This is a genomic window from Lutibacter agarilyticus (genome assembly GCF_900188235.1).
Lineage (GTDB): Bacteria > Bacteroidota > Bacteroidia > Flavobacteriales > Flavobacteriaceae > Lutibacter > Lutibacter agarilyticus.
This window is the reverse complement of record NZ_FZNT01000004.1, coordinates 422,165-443,075: the sequence shown is the minus strand read 5'-3', so window position 1 is coordinate 443,075 and position 20,911 is coordinate 422,165. Positions and strand designations below refer to the sequence as shown.

20 protein-coding genes and 1 tRNA gene are annotated in these 20,911 nt (G+C 30.3%); 12 read left to right on the top strand and 9 right to left on the bottom strand.

Annotated elements, in window-relative coordinates; genetic code table 11:
• The first annotated feature begins 228 nt into the window (after positions 1 to 228).
• Both CHB67_RS09325 and CHB67_RS09320 read left to right on the top strand, forming a co-directional pair.
• Positions 229 to 1,403 (top strand): IS3 family transposase gene (locus CHB67_RS09325; RefSeq protein ID WP_089381487.1). Its coding sequence is split into 2 segments (ribosomal slippage): positions 229 to 478 and positions 478 to 1,403, totalling 1,176 coding nucleotides; the frame shifts between segments, so codons are not numbered across the junction.
• A 465-nt stretch (positions 1,404 to 1,868) separates the two neighbouring features.
• Positions 1,869 to 2,297, top strand: a complete 429-nt coding sequence (locus tag CHB67_RS09320; RefSeq protein ID WP_089381486.1) for a DUF6526 family protein — start codon at positions 1,869 to 1,871, stop codon at positions 2,295 to 2,297.
• 34 nt (positions 2,298 to 2,331) lie between these two features.
• Here CHB67_RS09320 and CHB67_RS09315 read toward each other — a convergent pair whose 3' ends face one another.
• Genes CHB67_RS09315 through CHB67_RS09295 form a run of 5 tightly spaced genes read right to left on the bottom strand, consistent with a single transcriptional unit; the run spans position 2,332 to position 7,700 of the window.
• Complete coding sequence (locus CHB67_RS09315) at positions 2,332 to 3,552, bottom strand: ABC transporter permease (RefSeq protein WP_089381485.1); 1,221 nt, start codon at positions 3,550 to 3,552, stop codon at positions 2,332 to 2,334.
• Between the two features lie 2 nt (positions 3,553 to 3,554).
• Positions 3,555 to 4,724, bottom strand: a complete 1,170-nt coding sequence (locus CHB67_RS09310) for an ABC transporter permease (RefSeq protein WP_089381484.1) — start codon at positions 4,722 to 4,724, stop codon at positions 3,555 to 3,557.
• A 1-nt stretch (position 4,725) separates the two neighbouring features.
• Positions 4,726 to 5,718, bottom strand: a complete 993-nt coding sequence (locus CHB67_RS09305) for an HlyD family secretion protein (protein ID WP_089381483.1) — start codon at positions 5,716 to 5,718, stop codon at positions 4,726 to 4,728.
• 6 nt (positions 5,719 to 5,724) lie between these two features.
• The gene (locus CHB67_RS09300) at positions 5,725 to 7,104 is read right to left on the bottom strand and encodes a TolC family protein (RefSeq protein ID WP_089381482.1); all 1,380 of its coding nucleotides are present in this window, start codon (positions 7,102 to 7,104) and stop codon (positions 5,725 to 5,727) included.
• 2 nt (positions 7,105 to 7,106) lie between these two features.
• Positions 7,107 to 7,700, bottom strand: coding sequence for a TetR/AcrR family transcriptional regulator (locus CHB67_RS09295; protein WP_217900262.1), 594 nt, complete (start codon positions 7,698 to 7,700; stop codon positions 7,107 to 7,109).
• Between the two features lie 115 nt (positions 7,701 to 7,815).
• Here CHB67_RS09295 and CHB67_RS09290 point away from each other — a divergent pair, with 115 nt between their 5' ends.
• Positions 7,816 to 9,069, top strand: a complete 1,254-nt coding sequence (locus tag CHB67_RS09290) for a Y-family DNA polymerase (protein WP_089381480.1) — start codon at positions 7,816 to 7,818, stop codon at positions 9,067 to 9,069.
• The gene (locus CHB67_RS09285) at positions 9,060 to 9,509 is read left to right on the top strand and encodes a LexA family protein (RefSeq protein WP_089381479.1); all 450 of its coding nucleotides are present in this window, start codon (positions 9,060 to 9,062) and stop codon (positions 9,507 to 9,509) included. Before CHB67_RS09290 ends, CHB67_RS09285 begins: the two co-directional genes overlap by 10 nt.
• 101 nt (positions 9,510 to 9,610) lie before the next feature.
• On the opposite strand, the gene CHB67_RS09280 is transcribed toward CHB67_RS09285, so the two are convergent.
• Entirely contained in the window at positions 9,611 to 10,753 is a 1,143-nt protein-coding gene (locus CHB67_RS09280; RefSeq protein ID WP_089381478.1) for an acyl-CoA dehydrogenase, read from the bottom strand.
• Between the two features lie 108 nt (positions 10,754 to 10,861).
• On the opposite strand from CHB67_RS09280, the gene CHB67_RS09275 reads away from it, so the two are divergent.
• From CHB67_RS09275 to CHB67_RS09240, 8 genes are all read left to right on the top strand, one after another.
• Positions 10,862 to 11,935 carry an anhydro-N-acetylmuramic acid kinase gene (locus tag CHB67_RS09275; protein ID WP_089381477.1) on the top strand — a complete coding sequence of 358 codons (1,074 nt, stop codon included), beginning with the start codon at positions 10,862 to 10,864 and terminating at the stop codon, positions 11,933 to 11,935.
• 60 nt (positions 11,936 to 11,995) lie between these two features.
• Entirely contained in the window at positions 11,996 to 13,363 is a 1,368-nt protein-coding gene (gene nhaD / locus CHB67_RS09270) for a sodium:proton antiporter NhaD (RefSeq protein WP_089381476.1), read from the top strand.
• Between the two features lie 106 nt (positions 13,364 to 13,469).
• Positions 13,470 to 14,162: a MotA/TolQ/ExbB proton channel family protein gene (locus CHB67_RS09265; RefSeq protein ID WP_089381475.1), complete on the top strand. Its 693-nt coding sequence runs from the start codon at positions 13,470 to 13,472 to the stop codon at positions 14,160 to 14,162.
• 1 nt (position 14,163) lies between these two features.
• The gene (locus CHB67_RS09260) at positions 14,164 to 14,556 is read left to right on the top strand and encodes an ExbD/TolR family protein (RefSeq protein WP_089381474.1); all 393 of its coding nucleotides are present in this window, start codon (positions 14,164 to 14,166) and stop codon (positions 14,554 to 14,556) included.
• 2 nt (positions 14,557 to 14,558) lie between these two features.
• Positions 14,559 to 15,449: a hypothetical protein gene (locus tag CHB67_RS09255; protein ID WP_089381473.1), complete on the top strand. Its 891-nt coding sequence runs from the start codon at positions 14,559 to 14,561 to the stop codon at positions 15,447 to 15,449.
• Between the two features lie 5 nt (positions 15,450 to 15,454).
• The gene (locus tag CHB67_RS09250; RefSeq protein WP_089381472.1) at positions 15,455 to 16,672 is read left to right on the top strand and encodes a bifunctional folylpolyglutamate synthase/dihydrofolate synthase; all 1,218 of its coding nucleotides are present in this window, start codon (positions 15,455 to 15,457) and stop codon (positions 16,670 to 16,672) included.
• 185 nt (positions 16,673 to 16,857) lie between these two features.
• A tRNA-Val gene (locus CHB67_RS09245) sits at positions 16,858 to 16,932 on the top strand.
• A 295-nt stretch (positions 16,933 to 17,227) separates the two neighbouring features.
• Positions 17,228 to 18,364, top strand: coding sequence for a carbohydrate binding domain-containing protein (locus CHB67_RS09240; protein ID WP_089381471.1), 1,137 nt, complete (start codon positions 17,228 to 17,230; stop codon positions 18,362 to 18,364).
• 190 nt (positions 18,365 to 18,554) lie between these two features.
• Here the strand turns inward: CHB67_RS09240 and CHB67_RS09235 are convergent, their stop codons facing one another.
• The 3 genes from CHB67_RS09235 to CHB67_RS09225 form a co-directional block, all read right to left on the bottom strand.
• Positions 18,555 to 18,944 carry a hypothetical protein gene (locus tag CHB67_RS09235; protein ID WP_089381470.1) on the bottom strand — a complete coding sequence of 130 codons (390 nt, stop codon included), beginning with the start codon at positions 18,942 to 18,944 and terminating at the stop codon, positions 18,555 to 18,557.
• 713 nt (positions 18,945 to 19,657) lie between these two features.
• Positions 19,658 to 20,065, bottom strand: a complete 408-nt coding sequence (locus tag CHB67_RS09230) for a hypothetical protein (protein ID WP_089381469.1) — start codon at positions 20,063 to 20,065, stop codon at positions 19,658 to 19,660.
• A 150-nt stretch (positions 20,066 to 20,215) separates the two neighbouring features.
• Positions 20,216 to 20,911, bottom strand: a complete 696-nt coding sequence (locus CHB67_RS09225; RefSeq protein WP_089381468.1) for a fibronectin type III domain-containing protein — start codon at positions 20,909 to 20,911, stop codon at positions 20,216 to 20,218.

Here is a 20,911-nt window from a genome sequence, read left to right as displayed (position 1 = left end):
CTATCAGCGCAGATGGTACTGCCACTATGGTGGGAGAGTATGTCACCGCCTTTCTTTTGAAAAACCTTCAACTTAAACGTTGAAGGTTTTTTTTTGTCAAAAACTTAAGGTTTATTGCTTTTATTGGGCTTTAAAGTAAGAGATAATAGTTGATTAAGTCATTAAGTTGTGGAATACCTACATTTATAGTTACAGTTAAAACAGCTCATAAATTAATATATTTGAATTATGAGTAAAACAAAAAGGTACGACAAGGAATTTAAAGTTATGTTAGTAGAATTGATGCTTTCAGGTCATATTGCAGAAGATTTGGGAAAAGAATATGGTGTCCATCCAGTAAGTATACGTGGTTGGAAAAGATCCTATTTATCAAACAAAGAATCTTTTACTGGCTCAGGAACTCCAAGCTTAACACCAGAAGAAAAAGAGATTCGAGAATTGAAAAGGCGTCTTAGAGATGCTGAGATGGAGAGAGATATCTTAAAAAAGGCGGTGAGTATCTTCTCCAAGAACGACAGGAAAAGTACAGGTTTATAAATAAATATAGAACCAATTACCCTGTTGAGAAGATGTGTGAAATTTTAAGAATCAGTAGAAATTCATATTATCAATGGCAAAGAAATAGTAACAAAATAAAGATCTCTAAAACAAAAATACTTAAAGCTAAAATTAATCAGATATGGATAGAAAATCGTAAAGTATATGGAAGTTATAAAATTACTAAAATCTTAGCTAAAGCGGGCTATAATTATCATCCATCATATATTTCAAGACTTATGCAACAAATGGGAATAAGGAGCCAGTCTAAAAGAAAATATGTAGTTACTACTGACTCTAATCATAAATATAATATTAGTCCAAATGTTTTAGATAGGAATTTTAAGGTTGAGGAATTAGGAAAGGTCTGGGTCTCCGATATTACCTACATAAGATGTAAAAATAGATGGATTTACTTAACAACAATGATAAATTTAGCGGATAGAAAAATTATAGGATGGTCTTTAAGTAATGATATGACAGTAAAAAACACTGTTTATAAGGCTTGGGTAAAAGCTAGAAAAAACAGAAATATCGCAGATGATTTTATTTTCCATTCAGACCGAGGGATCCAATACGCTGCGGATAAAATGACATCTATATTTAATACTAATAAAAAAATAACCCAAAGTATGAGTAGAAAAGGGAATTGTTGGGATAATGCAGTCGCTGAAAGCTTTTTTAAAACGATTAAATGTGAATTAGTTTATAGGACATACTTTAATAATTTTATTCAAGCACATCAAGAAATTAGTGGCTACATTCTTTGGTACAATACTAAAAGAATACATCAAACACTTGGTTATTTAACTCCTTTAGAAACAGAAAGAAGATTATTAAAAAACAAGATAAAACGAGCCGCTTAAATTTGTAATCTTTTTTGTAGGAATACCATTGTGGAGTAACTAAAAAATACAATTATTGAAAGTTCTAAAAGTAGTAGTAAGTGGATTATATATAAGGTATTACATTTAAAATCTACTATTTAGCTTGTTATTCTCGATTTTTTTATTGTATTCACTTGTTCTAGATATTAACTACTAATATATAAATTATCAATTGTTTATTGATATAAACCTGCGTTAGTGTTTGAAGCGGCATCCTTTTTTACAATATAACGCAGTGGAATTGTAAAAAAGATACAGCGGAAAGCACGACCCGTAGGGAACGCCCTAATAATTAATAAAACTTAAGACTAATTTATAGTAATTAAAGACTACCTAATGAATTTATACTCTATTTTATTGAATAATATAGATTAAAATGAAAAGGTATAAATCACGTTTAAGATTATTTTACTAACTTTATATATAACAAAAAGATAAGATATTATGAAACGTCAAAATTTTCAAAATCACAGTAAAATTGTAATAGGTTTTCATGGCTTTACATTTTTAGCCATTATGGCATTGGTTATAGGCTCTATTATGGCTTTAGCAAAGTCAAGTAATGATACGTTTTATACTTCATCTTTGCTTGTTTTGAACTCTTTTATTTTGTTGCTTTTAGCATTCTATTTGAGAAGTTTTTCTTTAAAAGCACAAGATAGAGCTATTCGAGCGGAAGAAAAATTAAGGTATTTTATTTTGACAGGTAAGGCTATGAGTAATTTTCTATCTACTAGACAAATTATAGGTTTGCGATTTGCTTCAGATGAAGAGTTTGTAGATTTAGCTCATAAAGCTGAAAAAGAAGGACTAAGCGAGAAGGAAATTAAACAAGCAATTCAAAATTGGAAGGCTGATACTTACAGAGTTTAAAATGAAGAATCTAATACAATAAAAAAACCTCAGACTATTGTGAGTTTTTTTTTGTTAAGTTTTCTTTCTCTTTTATTGTTTGAATTTTTAGTGTAATTGCAGCAAGTATGAAATAGACAACTGTTAAAACCCACAGATGGTTCCATTCTTGAAGTACCTCATTAAATGTAGCTTCCATTTGTGTTAACTTTACAAATCCGTTAATACCAGGTGTTGAAGGTATTGTTTCTGCTAAATTTCGATAAAATTTCGAAAATGCTTCCATAGGAAAAGATAAACCGCTTAACATTAATGAGGGAATTGATGTAAGGACTAAAAATACGATTGAATCTTCTCTGCGTTTAAATAGAGAGCTTATAGCAATTCCAAAGAATACCACCGATAGTAAATAAGGTAAAGAAAATAGTAGGATTATCCATATGGATGATCTTACGGGTATTGAAAAAACACTGTAAACAATACCAACTTGTATTGGTAATATTATTGAAAACATTAAGGTATATACAAATGATTTACCCAATAATACTGGAATTGTTCCTCTTTTATGAAGTATTCTAGGGTAATTTTTCAAAACTTTTTTGTCTTCTTGTTGCGTTCCATTAATAAGTCCTATTCCCATTAACAATACTAATTGAACTATTAAAGCTGTTAAAATTGGCGTTATATAGGTTGCGTAACCTGAAGATGTATTGAATAAACTTGTTGAAATGGGTTGTATAGGAGCATAATTTGCTTGTGCTTGAGTAATTGTTTCTCCTTGTGCCATATTTTTTTTGATGACAATACCTGCATTAAAATACCCGGTTGTAACAGAAACATCTTGTAGAACTCTTTTATAAAAAATCATATTTGAAGCATCTGCATAAGTTGTAACTGTTGTTTGTCGAGATCTTCTGATATCTTTTCCAAAACCTTTAGGAATAATCACAATTCCCATTACCTTTTTTGAATAGTAATCTTGTTTAGCTTCTTCTAAATCTGCATAATTTGTTTTGGTAATTATTCCTTCCGAAGAATTAAGCATTGAAATATAATCTCTGCTTGTTTTTGAAGCATCTTGGTTTACTATTGCTACAGGAACTTCAGTTACTATTTCTTTAGAATAAATAGCTGTATAAACTATTAAAATAAGAAAGGCTACAGATATAAATGTACTTATTACAGCTTTATCTAATTTTACAGCATTCCATTCAGAAGTAACAGTATTCCAAAATGAAATTTGAGCACGATGATATTTTTTATAAAATGATTTCATATTTATGTGCGTTGAATAAATGAACCTTGCTTAAATAAAACGGTTAATTTTTTGTAGCTAATAGCTAACAGAACTATGGTTAGTACAATTAATAGGCTTATTGATTTTACAGAATAATATATTGGAATTCCACGTTGTGTTTGATCAACAAATAATTCAAAAAAGTGTGTAAACGGAAAAATTTGACTCAGCCATTGCATTATTTTAGGCATTCCAAAGATTGGAAATGTGATTCCTGAAAAAGATAAACTAACGGCAGCAAATCCTGACCCAAAGGTTAAAGCTTCTCTAAAACTTTTGCTTATAGCTATAAAAAATAAAGAATATGCTTGTGTTGAAATTATTAATAATAGTAACGATAACAGTATAATTAGTTTATTTCCAAAGAGCGGGAAATCTTGAAATACAAACATGCTATACAACATTACGATTCCTATAAATAAAAACCATAAAGTATATGGTAACGTTTTTGCCAAAATAATTACTAGTAGGTTTCCTTTTGCAATCGTATAAATTTTTTCTCCTTTACTGTATTTTAAATCTGCTCCAAAACAATAAATGGTTGTTAAAATCACAAATATTTGTAGAAATAAAGTTAAAAAACCAGAGTTTAAATAGTAGGAATAATTGGTGTATGGATTTGACAGAATATGATTACCAGAAGTTATAGGTTGGTAATTAGCTTTTGCCTGGTTTATATTTGTTCCTTTAGCTATTTGTTTTTGAATATTTGCACCTGCTGAAAGTGTACCAACAACTTTTCTAAAAGCTTTATTTTCTAAACCAGAAGCTAACAATATATTGCTATTATACTGATTGATAACTTTTGTTTGTTTTCCTCGCTTAAGATCGCTTCCAAAGTTTTTAGGTATGGTAACTAATCCGTAAACTTTCCCTTCCTTAATTAAATTTTCACCTTCTAATTGACTAACAGGTTTAAAATTTACTTTTAATTCAGGCGTTGCATCTAATTGACTTATTAAGTTTCTTGATAATGCAGAGTTATCTAGGTCTACTACCGCAATTGGTAAATCTCTGGGCACTCCTTTACTTAATAGTGTGTTAAAAAAAAGTATAGAAATAATAGGTAATATAACCGAAAAAATAAATATAGCTTTATTATAGAAAAGCATTCTAAATTCTCGTTTAATTATATATAAAAACGACTCCATTTTAGTTTTTAAATTGAGATGAATCAATTAAAATACTCATACCAGGGCGCAATTCAATTTCTGTATTTACAGGTGAAGCTTTTATTTCAAATGTTCTAATGTCAAAATCTCCGGTAGATTTTGTTGCATTCCAAGTGGCATAATCTCCTAAAGCAGCTACAGAATATATTTTAAATGTTACAGCCTTATTTTGTAATGCAGGGATCGTTGCAGTAAATTCTGAATCTTTTTTAAAATTATACAAACTTGTTTCTTTTACATTTACAATTGCATAAGAGTTTGTAAGATCAACTAAATGTACTACAGGATATCCTGCACCAATTAATTCACCTTCTTCAGGTAAAAAATTTAATACTTCAGCATTTATTGGACTAGAAATTAAGCGTTCACTTTTATAACTTTCTAATTCGTCTAATGCCCCTTCAGCTCTTTTTACCATTGCATCTGCAGCGGCTACGTCTTCCTTTCTGGCACCTTTTAAAGCAATTTGATATTGATTGTAAGCCGCTTCTTTATCTTTTAAAGCAGCGTTTTTCTTAGCCAACACTTCATCTCTTTTTTGTTCAGAAACTACGCCATCTTTATATAAATTTTCAATTCTATTGTATGATTTTATCATTAAATCTGCACCTACAGTTGCTTTTTCATACACACTTTTATACGCATTTATTTCTTCAGTTCTAGCTCCGTTTGTTGCTTTGTTTTTTTGTGCATTTGCAGCATCTCTAGCAGCTAAAGCTTGTCTTTCTTTTGCATCAATTTCTGGGCTTTCAAGGGTAGCAAGTAGCTGTCCTTTTAAAACACTTGCGCCTTCTTTAACTTCTGTTGTTTTTAAACGTGAAGGAATTTTAGCCGAAAGATATATTTCTTTAGCTTCAATTCTTCCTTGAAACACAACTTCTTTAGGTTTATTTAATAGCCAAATACTAACCAGTACTAATATGGTAACTACAACAATGCTTACAAGAGATTTTATATTATTTGAATTTTTCATTTTAATTTAGTTTTGATTTATAAAAGTTGTTGTTTGCCCCAAATGAACCATTAATTCTCCATAGGTAACATTATATTGGTACAATGCTTTTAATTTCAATAGTTTAATTTGATTTAATTTTAAAGTAGCATCAATTACTTCTAAGGAAGTTCCTGTGCCTTCTTCAAAAGCACGTGTTCTCATAAATTTTAACTTTTCAGCTAAAGCTTCATCAGCATTTAAACTTTCGTATTGCTCTTGTTGTTTTTGAATTTCACCATATAATTTTTGTGTATATGTAAGAATATTTAAACGCGCTTGTTTTTCAATTTCTTCAACTTGAGAAACCTTGTGTTTAGATGCTTTTACTTTATGCTCTCTTTTAAGTCCGTCAAAAACATCCCAAGTTACACCAATACCAGCCAAATATTTATAATCTTCAACTAATGGTAAATTGTCAGTCCACAATAAATAGCCTCCATACAACCCTACTTTTGGAAAATAATCACTCTTTTCTACTTTAACACCTACTTTTGCTAATTCGTAATTTTGCTCAATTTGTAGTAGTTGTTTATTGTTTTGCAACATTTCTTGTTGAAATTCGTGTAAAGGCGGCAAAATTATTGGAGTCATAAATTTAGTGGAGACAACATCAAAATTACTACCTCCTACTAAATTTTGAATAGCAGTTTTTGCAAGCGCAACATCTTTTTGACTCGATAATACTTCTCGTTTAGCATTTGATAAAGCAACTTTTGCATTTAAAGTTTCAACTTCAGGTATTATACCGTTATTGAATAGTTTTTGAGCGTGTTCATTATGTATTTCAACTGTTTCAAGAACATTACTAAATAGTTCATGTGCTTGTTTTACAAGTTTCAGTTTAAAATAATAATCTATTAAACTTACTGTAAACGTATCCTCTTTAAGATGATGGTGGTTTTCTGAAATGTTGGTTTTTATTTCAGCAGCTTTGTTAGCAGCATTAATTTTACCACCAGCAAAAATTGGCCAAGTTATATTAGCTGCAGCAAACCCAAAATTCCGTTCTTGTAGCGTAACATTCCAATCACCTAATCCTCCCGGAGGAAGTCCGCCAATAATACCGCCAATAATATCTTGTACTGGATTTAAATCAATAGCAATATCTTGATCTAGAGTTAAATACGTTCCTGAAACACTAACGGAAGGATATCGTAAGCCTTTCATAGCTTTTCCTTCTTCTTCAACAGCTTGACTTTCATAATGAGAAGCCTTCAAATCTCCGTTTGAACTGAGCATTAAATCGTATGCTTGTTTTAAACTAAGCTCTTGTGCATTCATTATAAATACATTTAATAATAAAAGTGCAGGCACGGATTTTTTCAAAGTTGATTTTAAAACCCTTTTTAATTTGTCACGTGACATTGTTAATTATCTTTTTTTAAAATTGTTAAAATATTATTTACTAAATAGTCAACCTCTATATTTACAGATGCTTCAGTCCCTAAAAAGTTTTTTCTTTTGAAGTGCAAATAATCAACCACATATATAATGATATGGTATTGTATTTGGAATAGGCTAATGTTTGTTGCAATTTCACCTGTTTGCTCACCAATTGTTTTGATAGTTTTCATTAGTAAAACACTGTTTTCTTTTAATTCATCATTTAAAACAAAATTATCATTATGAAGTAATTGATAAAAAAACTTAGACCCGTCGGGTTCATTTTGAGCATAAACAATTCTATTTTGAACAAATGCTTGTAAAATAGATGCAACGCTTGTTTGGTTTAAACCAATTAAAAACTCTAATTCTTTATTTAACGAGTTTATTTTATCTAAATATAATTCATTAATTAAAGCTTGTTTACCAGTGTATAAATGGTATAAATAACCACCACTTACATTCGCGTTTTTAGCAATCATAGCAATGGTTGCTTTCTCAATTCCAACATCTACAATGGTTTTCATGGTAGCTTGTTTAATACGCGCTAATTTATCTTCATCTATTTTTCGAGCCATATTTTTTATTAAAATTGCTGTGCAAATATATAAATAAACATTCATTCATTAATTATATTTGTATTTTTTTATTTACTATGCATTTTCTTTCTAATTTTGTAGAAATTTAAAAGTGATGTATGCAATTTTAGATTGTAATAGTTTTTATGCTTCATGCGAGCGTATTTTTAGACCCAATTTAATAGGTAAACCAATTGTGGTTTTATCTAATAATGACGGTTGCGTAATTGCGAGAAGTAGTGAAGCTAAGCAATTTGTGCCAATGGGAGCCGAAGCTTTTAAATATGAAAAAGTATTTGCAGATCATAAGATTCACGTATTTTCTTCTAACTATTCTTTGTATGGCGATTTAAGTACAAGAGTTATGAATGTATTATCAGAATTTACACCAGCTATTGAAGTGTACTCTATTGACGAAGCTTTTTTTAAATTAGATGGTATTAAAGAAGAAGAATTAAATGCCTATGTTCTTCATATAAAAACCACCATTGAAAAATGGGTTGGAATTCCGGTAAGTATTGGTGTTGCACCCACAAAATCACTATCAAAAGTAGCCAATAAAATCGCCAAAAAATATACTGTTCAAACAAAAGGAGTTTATGTTATTTCAACAGAAGAACAGCAAATTAAAGCTTTAAAGTGGACCAAAGTTGAAAATGTTTGGGGAATTGGGCGGCGTATTTCAGAAAAGTTAAAAAGCAGACAAGTTAACACAGCTTACGAGTTTACAAAGTTACCCGATGCTTATGTGCGAAAACAATTTTCAGTTGTAGGTTTACGTTTAAAACAAGATTTATCAGGTAAAGCTGTTATTGGATTTGAAGCAGTTAAGGATAAACAAAATATTGCCACTACCCGAACTTTTGAAAAAGCAATAAAAGAGTTTGAGCCCATAAAAGAACGCATTGCTACGTTTGCAAATTCTTGTGCTGAAAAATTAAGAAGGCAACGTTCTGAATGTAGCTATTTATATGTGTTTTTAAGAACAAGTAGTTATTCAGATGTAAAAAGAAATGTAGGTATAGTGGTGCATTTACCTTATGCCACAAATTCAAGTATTACAATTTGTAACTTTGCAATTAAAGGAATTACACAATTGTATAAAAAAGGCTTTAATTATAAAAAAGCAGGTGTAATTGTTATGGGAATTAAGCCAGAAAAAGACCACCAGTTTTCGTTGTTTAATGATGAAAATCCAAAGCATAAATCTATTATGAAAGTAATAGATACGGTAAATTTAAAATACAGAAGTCCTAAAATTAAAATTGCAAATCAAGATTTAGATAAAACGTGGAAAATGAAGCAAGAATATTTATCGCCCAGATATACCACCGCAATTAATGAAATAATTGAAATAAAATGCAATTGAAGAAACTAAAAGATTTTAAAAATATAACAATTTGCATTCCTGAAACTTCACATACAATTGAAAGACCAATTGTTAATCAAGATATTGCAGCGGGTTTTCCTTCTCCTGCGGAAGACTTTAAGGAAGTTAGAATAAGTTTAGATAAAGAGTTAATTAAAAACGAAAATGCCACTTTTTATGCGCGCGTTCGTGGAAATTCGATGATTGATGCCAATATTGAAGATGGTGATTTATTGGTGATTGACAGAAGTATAGAAACCAGAAATGGTAAAATTGCTGTATGCATGATTGATGGTGAATTTACCATAAAAAGACTAAAAATTGAAAAAGAACAAGTTTTTTTAATGCCAGAAAATAAGGCTTTTAAACCTATAAAAGTAACTGAAGAAAACGAATTGATAGTTTGGGGTATAGTTACCTATGTGATTAAAAAGGTGTAATGCGTGAGCGGTTGAAGCGGCATCCTTTTGCTTTTTTTAGCAAAAGATATAGCGGAAGACGCGACGGCAATTTTTATTGCCGGCACGCCCAATAAAATTATTTAATCGCTTAAAATACTTCTTGAAATTACAATTTTCTGAATTTCAGAAGTACCTTCATAAATCTGTGTAATTTTTGCGTCACGCATTAAACGTTCTACGTGGTATTCTTTTACAAAGCCATAACCACCATGAATTTGAACAGCTTCAACAGTAACATTCATGGCCATATCTGCAGCATACAGTTTTGCCATAGCGCCACTTAAATCGTAATTTAAATGTTGATCTTTTTCCCAAGCAGCTTTCATACACAGCATACGAGCCGCTTCAATTTGAGTTGCCATATCGGCTAATTTAAAGGCAATTGCTTGGTGTTTACTAATTTCTTTTCCAAAAGCTTTACGTTCTTTAGAATATTTTAAAGCCAGTTCATAAGCTCCCGAAGCAATTCCTAAAGCTTGTGAAGCAATTCCAATTCTTCCACCGGCTAAAGTTTTCATTGCAAATTTAAACCCAAAACCATCTTCTCCAATTCTATTTTCTTTGGGTACTTTCACATCGGTAAACATTAAAGAGTGCGTGTCTGAACCTCTAATACCTAATTTATTTTCTTTGGAACCAATTTCAAAACCTTCCATTCCTTTTTCAAGAATTAAGGCATTTATACCTTTGTGTCCTTTTTCAACATCGGTTTGTGCAATTACCAAATATACACTTGCATTGTTACCATTGGTAATCCAGTTTTTTGTACCGTTTACCAAATAATAATCACCTTTATCAATGGCAGTTGTTTTTTGAGAAGTAGCATCTGAACCTGCTTCAGGCTCACTCAAACAAAAGGCACCAATAATTTCGCCTTTGGCCAATGGCACTAAATATTTTTGTTTTTGGGCTTCGCTACCATATTTTTCTAAACCCCAACATACAAGTGAATTGTTTACCGACATAACAACTGAGGCTGAGGCGTCAATTTTTGAAATTTCTTCCATCGCTAGCACATAAGATACGGTATCTAATCCGCTACCACCATATTGTGGATCTACCATCATTCCTAAAAAACCAAGCTCTCCCATTTTTTTTATTTGTTCAGCAGGGAATTGTTGTTTTTCGTCTCGTTCAATTACTCCAGGTAATAACTCAGTTTGTGCAAAATCGCGTGCGGCATCGCGAATCATTAGTTGTTCTTCGGTTAAATTAAAATCCATAATTAGTAGTAGTTATAAATAAAAGTTTAAGATATAGTAAATATAAGTCTTTTTTCAATAAAATTTTATTAAATATGTAAACTGTAAGAAAACGTAAATAAATATGAAATGGATATAAAATGTTGGAATGTTATTGGACTAATGTCAGGAACGTCTTTAGATGGGGTAGATATTATTTTTGTTCGAATTTTTAAAAAAGAAGGTAAATATGATTTCAAATTAATACAAGCTGAAACCATTCCTTATTCAACAGTATGGGAAAATAATTTGCGAAATGCATTTTCTGCTTCAAAAGAAGAAATTGAAAAACTAGATATTTCTTATGGAAATTATTTAGGCGAAGTTGTGAATACTTTTGTTGAAAAAAATCATATATCAGCAATTGATTTTATAGCATCTCACGGGCATACTATTTTTCATAAGCCTAATGAGGGCTATACATTGCAAATTGGAGATGGTGAAACTTTAAGAGATACAACGGGTTTAAAAGTTATTTGCGATTTTAGAACGCAAGATGTTAATTTAGGAGGGCAAGGAGCTCCGTTAGTTCCTATTGGCGATCAATTATTGTTTTCAGATTATGAATATTGTTTAAATTTAGGTGGCTTTGCAAATATTTCATTCGAAAAAAATAAAGAAAGAATTGCATTTGATATTTGCCCAGTAAATATTGTAATGAACCATTATGTAAAACAATTAGGCTTCGATTTTGATAACAATGGCGACATAGCACGTTCAGGAAAAATAAATGAAAACTTACTTGAAGAATTAAATAATTTGCCATTTTATAGAGCGTCTATTCCAAAATCATTAGGATTTGAATTTGTAACAACAACTATATTTCCAATAATTCAAAAGTATCATTTAAATATAGCTGATATTTTAAGAACATTTATTGCCCATAGTGTAATACAAATATCGAATAGCTTAAATAATTCAAATAGTTCAAAAGTATTAACAACAGGAGGTGGTGCTTTTAATGTTTTTTTAATAAGTGAATTAAAAAAAGCAACCAATTGTACTATTATTATTCCTTCGGAAGAAATTATTGATAATAAAGAAGCTTTGATTTTTGCTTTATTAGGTGTTTTAAGGTCTGAAAATCAGGTGAATTGTTTAAGTAGCGTAACAGGAGCAGCAAAAGATCACAGTTCTGGTAAAATATTTAATATTTCAGAGTAGGTTTTATTATTTTTATTAGCTTTGGAAATAATTTTTACAATAACAATAATTTAATATTTAATGGAAACACTGATCATACTAATATTCATAGTTGGATATTTAGCAATTGCTTTAGAGCATAATTTAAAACTAGATAAATTAATTCCAGCTTTAGCTATGATGGCTATTTTATGGGCATTAGTTGCCTTTGGAATTGATAGTTTTCCGAACTGGTTTGATTCTGGAGCACATAAATTAATTGAAGGATTCTCGAGTTTTTCTAGTGAAGAAAAACATCACCTATTAGAAGAAACGTTATTACATCATTTAGGAAAAACAGCAGAGATCTTATTTTTCTTGTTGGGAGCAATGACAATTGTTGAGATTATAGATTACTTTGACGGTTTTGCAACGTTTAAAAACTACATTGTAACTAAGAACAAAAAGAAATTATTATGGATTTTTACAGCTTTAGCTTTTATACTTTCTGCAATTATTGATAATTTAACAGCTACCATTGTTTTAATTACAATTCTGCAAAAAATTATTGACGATAAAAACACACGTTTATGGTTTGCAGGTTTAATTATAATTGCTGCAAACGCAGGTGGTGCTTGGTCTCCAATAGGTGATGTTACAACAACAATGCTTTGGATTGGTAAAAAAGTAACCACCGCTAAATTAATAGAGTATTTAGTAATACCAGCACTTTTATGTATGGTAGTACCTACATTTATTGCTTCATTTATGAAACCATTTCAAGGTGAAATAGATACAATAATTGTTAAAGAAGATAAAACTACAAATAAATACGGACCAATAATGCTTTATTTAGGTTTAGGTGCAATTATGTTTGTTCCAATTTTTAAAACCGTTACACATTTACCTCCTTATGTAGGTATGATGTTGTCTTTATCTGTAGTTGGTGTTTTTGCTGAAATTTACAGTAGGTCTCAGTTCAATATTTCACATGTAGTTGATACTGATGGAGATGATTCAGAAGGTTTTCATAGCCCTGTTCATAAATCTTTGGGGAAAATTGAAATGCCAAGTGTCTTATTTTTCTTCGGAATTTTAATGGCAGTAGCAGCTTTAGAATCTTTAGGAATGTTATTTTTAGGTGCTGAGTCCTTAAAAACAATTATTCCTAATACTGATGTTGTTGTAATGTTATTAGGTGTTGGATCTGCAATTGTAGATAATGTACCTTTAGTAGCAGCAAGTATGGGTATGTTTCAAGAACCAGTTGATAGTCCGTTATGGCATTTTGTTGCTTTTGCAGCAGGTACAGGAGGTAGTATGTTAATTATTGGTTCTGCAGCTGGAGTTGTTGCAATGGGAATGGAAAAAATTGATTTTTTCTGGTACTTCAAAAAAATTAGTTGGCTAGCAGCAATTGGCTTTGTAGTTGGTTCCATTGCATTTATGGGAATGCGGGCTATCTTATAAAACAAATAAAAAAACCAAGAATTATTTCTTGGTTTTTTTTATTTAAAATTATTAATTACAATTTTCAATCAGTATTTTCGTTTTAAAATTAAATTAAAAATTTAGTATGCTATTAACAGTCTTACAAGATTCAAGTGACATGCTTGAAGAAACTATTTCCGAAGAAAAAACATTGTCTATTTATAAGCTAATAATGGATGGTGGTATAGGCGGACAAATAATAATTGCAATTTTAGTAGTGTTATTGGCCGTTGCATTATATATTTATTTTGAACGTTTTTTTGCCATAAAAGCCGCTTCAAAAACAGATAGTAATTTTATGAATCAAATTAAAGACCACGTTTCTCATGGGAAATTAGATGCTGCTAAAATGTTGTGTGCGCAAGCTAGTTCTCCTGCAGCACGTTTAATTGAAAAAGGAATTTCACGTATTGGAAAACCTTTGGAAGATATTAACACAGCGATTGAAAATGCCGGACGTTTAGAGATTTATAAATTAGAAAAAAATGTACCCGTTTTAGCAACTATTGCCGGTGCAGCGCCAATGATTGGGTTTTTAGGAACTGTTGTAGGTATGATTGTCGCCATTCACGAAATTGCAAATGCAGGTGGGCAGATTGATATTAAAATGCTTTCTGACGGTTTATATACTGCAATGACAACTACTGTTGCAGGGCTTATTGTTGGTATTATTTCATACATACAATACAACCATTTAGTGGTGCGTACCAATAAGGTTGTTTACGAAATGGAAGCAAAATCGGTTGAATTTTTAGATTTATTAAACGAGCCTATTTAAGATGGATATTAGAGGTCGAAATAAAATAAATCCAAATTTCAATATGTCGTCTATGACGGATATTGTTTTTTTATTACTTATCTTTTTTATGATTACTTCAACCTTGGTAACAACAAGTGCATTAGATATTTTGTTACCGAAAGCAAGTGGTAAAACCGAGAATAAAAAATCAACTTCGGTAACTATTACTAAAAAATTGGACTACTATATTGATAATAAAAAGATTAATGAAGTTAATTTGGAGCAAGACTTGTTAGTAAAGTTATCAGGAAAAGATAGTCCTACCATTGTTTTAAGAGCAGAAGAAGGTGTGCCAATTGAAAAAGCAGTAAAAATAATGGATATTGCAAATCGTAATCGGTTTAAAGTAATTTTAGCGGTTAGACCCAAATAAGTATGTCTCATTTTTTAGATACAAAGCATAAGAAACAATCAGCCGCAATAACAACTGTTATTATGAGCTTACTATTGGTGCTTATTTTCTTTGTTGGATTAAACTATTTAGATCCTCCGGAAGAATATGGTATTGCGGTAAATTTTGGAACATCAACAGTTGGAATGGGAGATATTCAACCAGAAGCACCACTAAAAGCTGCTTCCGAAGAAATAATTGAAGAAGAACAAGAAGAAATTATAGAAGAAGTTGTTGAGCAAGTTGAACCAGAAGTAACCGAAGAAGAAACTGAAATAACAGAAGAAGTTGCTACACAAGAAACAGAAGAATCTATAGCAATTAATAGGGCGGCAGAAGAAAAAAAGAAGACTGATGCTCTAGCTGAGAAGAAGCGCATAGAAGAAGAACGTATTGAAAAAGAGAAACAAGCTGAAATAGCCAAGCAAAAAGCAGAAGAAGCTGCAAAGCGAGAAAAAATAAATGCTATGATGGGTGGCATTAATAATGCTGATGGAACCGCAACAGGTGGAGAAGGAGATGATAATGAGTCCGGAGATAAAGGGAAAATCACAGGTGATCCAAATGCAAGTGGTTATTATGGTAATGGAGGAACAGGAAGTGGTGGAGATTATCAATTAGGAAATAGAAAACCTATGAATAGGCCAAAACCAGCTTATATTTGTAATGAAGAAGGTTTGGTAGTTGTAGAAATTGAAGTTAATACACAAGGAAGGGTAATAAAAGCCACACCAGGTATAAAAGGCTCAACCAATACGGCGGCTTGTTTATTGTCGCAAGCTAAAGAAGCTGCTTTAAAAACTACTTGGCAACCAACAAAAGCACCTTCAAAACAAATAGGGACTATTAAATATAGGTTTACTTTATCTCAATAATTTTAATGAACTATCAAGAAACACTGGACTGGATGTTTTCTCAGTTGCCAATGTATCAAAGGCAAGGAAAAACCGCATTTAAAAAGGATTTAACAAATACCTTAGCTTTAGCTAAACATTTAAATTTTCCTGAAAAAAAGTTTAAAACCATTCACGTGGCAGGAACCAACGGAAAAGGTTCTACAAGTCATATGTTAGCTTCAGTTTTACAAGAAGCAGGGTACAAGGTTGGTTTATATACGTCGCCTCATTTAAAAGATTTTAGAGAACGTATTAAAATTAATGGCGAACCAATTGAAGAAATTGATGTAATTAATTTTATTAAAGAGCATAACTTATTTTTAGCTACGCACAAGCTTTCTTTTTTTGAAATGACAGTAGGCTTGGCTTTTGATTGTTTTGCGAAGCATAAAGTTGATATTGCTGTAATTGAAGTAGGTTTAGGCGGAAGGTTAGACTCTACCAATATTATAAATCCTGAAGTTTCAGTAATCACCAATATAGGATTTGATCATACACAGTTTTTAGGTGAAACTTTGCCTGAAATTGCGTTTGAAAAAGCGGGGATTATAAAAGAAAATATACCTTTAGTTGTAGGGGAATTTCAACAGGAAACATTTTCAGTTTTTGAAAAAATAGCTTCAGAAAATAAAGCGCCTATTTATTTAGCTGAAGAATTAGTAACAGAAAATTACAAAACGGATTTAAAAGGAAGCTACCAATTAAAAAATGTAAAAACAGCGGTACAGGCGGTTTATCTTTTAAGAGAAAAAGGGTTTGTTATTTCTGAAGAAAACCTTAAAAACGGACTTTTAAATGTTGTGAAGAATACCAGTTTGTTAGGAAGATGGCAAGTTTTACAACAAAATCCAAAAGCAATTTGCGATACAGGTCATAATAAAGAAGGTTTAGATTATGTTTTTAAACAGCTAAAAGAAGAAAAATACCATAATTTACATTTAGTTTTAGGAGTTGTTAATGATAAAGATTTGAATTCAATTTTGCCTTTATTTCCAAAAAATGCAATTTATTACTTTTGTAAACCTAATATACCACGCGGATTACCAGCCGAAGTTTTACAAGAAAAAGCATCTGAATATAATTTAAATGGAAGTATTTATACATCGGTAGATGAAGCATATAAAAATGCATTAAAAGCAGTTTCAGACAACGATTTAATATTTATTGGAGGAAGCACTTTTGTTGTTGCTGAAGTTATTTAGAAAATTTTACATTTATGTTTAGACTTAAACCTACATTTTTTTTAATGTTCATTTTTTAAAGTATTGAAATTTAACTAATTGTAGTTGCCTTTTTTTTCTTGAAGAATTTAAAGTAAAATAAAATAAGTTTTTAGTAGAAAAACCTTTGCCAGAATGAAAATAGATGCTATATTTGCAACCGCTTAGGGCAATTAGCTCAGTTGGTTCAGAGCACCTCGTTTACACCGAGGGGGTCGGGGGTTCGAATCCCTCATTGCCCACTTAAGTTTAAAAGCTTCCTTTTTAGGAGGCTTTTTTTATGCTTATTATTTTCCTCATTAGTTTATTTTTCTAGGATTTTAACTTTTCAATAAAAGTTAATTTTTCTTCAAGATGTATCAATCCAAAAAAATATATTAATGATAATGGTGAAATGAAAATATTGTTTTCATAATAAAAACGAGGATCAGGAAGTAAATAAATGATTATGGTCATTAACTAAATTGATTCATCTCATAGGGAAAAGAGGTTGTTTGAAATAAATTTATGGCAAATGTTAATTAAACTTGAGACATTATGAAAACAAAATACATTAATCCAATCTTCATTTGTATCATCCTATGTACAATTATTACAAGCTATTCACAAAATATTTTAACTGACGGAGACTTCAGTTTAACAACTAACATTGTTTCTTTTGTTGATGGACTTCCGCCTGCAAATGTTTGGTCAACATGGCAAGGGGACAATATAGAGGCTAATGCAACTGTTATAAATTCCGAATGTAATTACCAGATACTTAGCTCTGGAAATCAGAGATATGAAGTGCAGCTGGTGCAGGCGGGTTTCTCATTGGTACCTGAGCATTCATATCAACTTTCATTTGATATCAAAGCAAATTCAAATCGCACTTTTGGTGTTTTTCTAGGTGAGAATGGAGGAAACTGGATAAATTTTCTAGGGGCGAATAACTATAAACAAAATGCGACTACTGAATGGAGAAAAATAAGTATTGAGTTTGATGTTTTTACAGTATTTCCATATCATAAATTAAGTTTTGAGTTAGGAACCAGAAATATAAGTATTTTTTTAGATAATGTAATATTAATTGACCTTGGTGTTAAGAAACAAGCTGTTAGTTCTAAATTAAACACTTTTAATAAAAATATAAGTAATCCAGGATTCAGACCTAAATCAGACTTTGATCAAGCATTTATAAATTCATATAAAGAGTCAGCATTCATCATTTACCCAACTATAACTAGATCAATTGACACTATAACTTGGTCTACATTATTGTCAAAAAAATTTGCTGAAAATTTGAAAAGAGATGTGAATTTAAATATACTTTTAAATGAAAATTTGTTTAATCCGGGTAAATTAATGGGAGAAAGTCAGTTTGAATTCTTTAACAATGATATGGTGAGACTTGGGAATGAGATTAAGATGAAAAAGGAAAAAACAGATTATTGCATAATTCCAGAAATTTTATTTGAACCAGAAAGAGAGGGGACTCTTTTTGTATTTGGAATTCATATTTTTATACTTAACAATGAGGGTGAAAATGTATTTTCTTTTTTACTTAATTCTCATCATGAGCTTTTTGTTGAGGCAAAATTATATGCTTATAATCCCAATGAAAATGATTTAGAAAAATTGAAACGAAGGTGTTTAGATGTAGGGGGAAAAGCTTTTAAACTAATGGTTAATTGAGAAAAATTAAAAATTATAAAAAAGCAGTGACTAGATTATTAAAATGGGACAAATTAGTGAAACCTCTAGTAATCCTTCGTTGCCCACCAAAAAAAATCCTACTAGAAATAGTAGGATTTTTTTATGGATAAAACTCATATTAATGAAAGCTTTAAATATCGATGTAACAATAATTATTCAACAAAAACTTTTAGATTCTCTTATAATAACTTTCATAATCTCCATCATTAGTTTTCATCTCGTCATTACTTATAAACGTGAATTTTAAGGTTATTGTTTCTTCTCCTAAAGTCAATTTATAATTATCACTCCCTGAATTTACCCAAGTACCATCAAAGCTTATATTCAAACCTTCCTCAGAAAAGCTAATTAACAGAATTCCATTTGAACTAAAAGTGATTTTTTCAATGTCAGAATCGCTTAATTCATATAACTCAACAGAATTATCTTCTAAATCAATATCTTTATAAAGATACCATTCGCCTATAATTTTATCTGACTCAATAGAATTATTATCATCATCATTATCACTACAAGAGATTAAAAACATTGCAATAATCAATAAAATAAATTTTTTCATAATTTGAAAGTTTAGTTAGTTTAGTAATAATAGTAAATTTATATGATAAATATCACACAAATACGTTTTAGTACTATTTTTTTTAACAATATCTATAGGTAAGCAGAGTAAATCCTTTTAAAAATAGTATTCTTTTAGTGTATAAAAGTTTGATGAGTAGCTTATTCAAATCCAATCTTAAGGGAGTCATGGATCGTTCCTGAAAATTAAATTTAATCTTAAAAGGTAATTACCTGAAAATTCCTTAAAAAATTACAAGTAAGACCTTAAAAAGACTTTCTTTTGTGAAAATTTAAAAATAATTTTTACATATAATCTGCTGATTATTAGTTTTTTAATCTTTTATTTTGATTTTTTTTGTTTTTGTATCGTACGTTTTTAAAAAAATGTAACAAAAGTTACATAAAGTTCGGTTTATTTGAGTAAATTTGTATCGTAGGCATTAAGTCCTACATCTTTTTCATAGCAATTTTCCCTCTCAAGCATAGCTTTAGAGGGTTTTTTTTTTAAATAGCCTTAATAACAGGTTTTTAATCATCTCTAGTTTTAATAGATATATAAAAAGCAAAATAATATAGTGAACTAAACTAATAACGAGACTACCCCGTAAAGTGTGTAAGCTCATTTTTAGTTTTCCTATTTATTCAGCAAATCTTTATGTAATATCATTACCTTTTTACATTAATTTCACCAATTATTGAACCTTATGATATTTAACAGGCGGTGCCTAAGGTAGTATCTTCGTTTTCGGAAATATAGGAGATATATCCATTATTAAATACTGGGTAAACATTGGTGTTAGCTTCTATATTTTCAAGATATTCTTCACTGTATTGCGCATCAATATTTATTAAATATAATTCATTGTTTTTTACTTCATAAGTAATGGTTACATCGCTTTCAAAATCTAAATTTTGTATATAGTTATCTGGAAGATTGAATTCATATCTAAGTGTAGTAATTTTAGATCCTAGCGCTATAATTCCATCGGTTAATTTCGTATTTTCCTTAATTTGCTGTTCAGCAATAAACTTATCATTAATAATTTCAAAATTATTTAATCCGTTAAAGTTATTAAAAATTGGAACTTTTATTATTCTATAGTTATTATTTGTATCCATAAGAGTATTTTTTTTAATTGTATACTCAAATGTATGTATAGTTTTAATGAATACGTACGACATTAAGTGTCGGGTAGTTAGCTGAATAAAAAAAGAGCGCAAGTTAATTTTGCGCTCTTTATAATTATTTGATAGTTGAATAGGTGTTATTTAATCAGTTTTAAAATCCCAAATTTGACCAATGGTTTGACCTCCCTTGTCATCTTTAACAACAACTTTCCAATAGTAAGTTGTAGTACCTGATAAATTAACACTTAATGAATTAGCAGTTATATTACTACCTTCTTTTGTTGTTGGTGGATTTGTAGTTCCAAAATATACATCATAAGTTAAAGTGTCTCCAGTATCTACATCACTTGCAGTCCAAGATAGAGTAGTGGAAGTTCCAGCTACGGTTTCGTTTAATTCTGGTGCAACTAATACAGGTGCAAATGGTAAATGGTTTGATACTCCATCACCTTCAGTATAAAACTGAACAACTGTAGAGTTTGCACTTGAATCATTTTTACTGTCTTTAGCACGTACTCTCCAATAAAAAGGAACTCCTTTTTCTAATGAAATAGTTGTTGAGGTAGTACTTGTTGTTTTAGTTTGGCTAATAGGACTAAAAGAACTGTTTTCTGAAACTTCAACAGTATAAGTTATAGCATCTCCTTCAGGATCTGTGGATGCATTCCAATTAAAGTTAACTGAATTATCAATACATAAATCATTATTCGCTGGGTAAATCGTTGTTGGCGTTGTAGGTGGTTTATTTTCAGCAGGAGGAGTTGGAGGATCATCTCCACCGCCACCACATGACCAAATAACAATTCCTATAATTGCGATATATAAAAATTTCTTCAT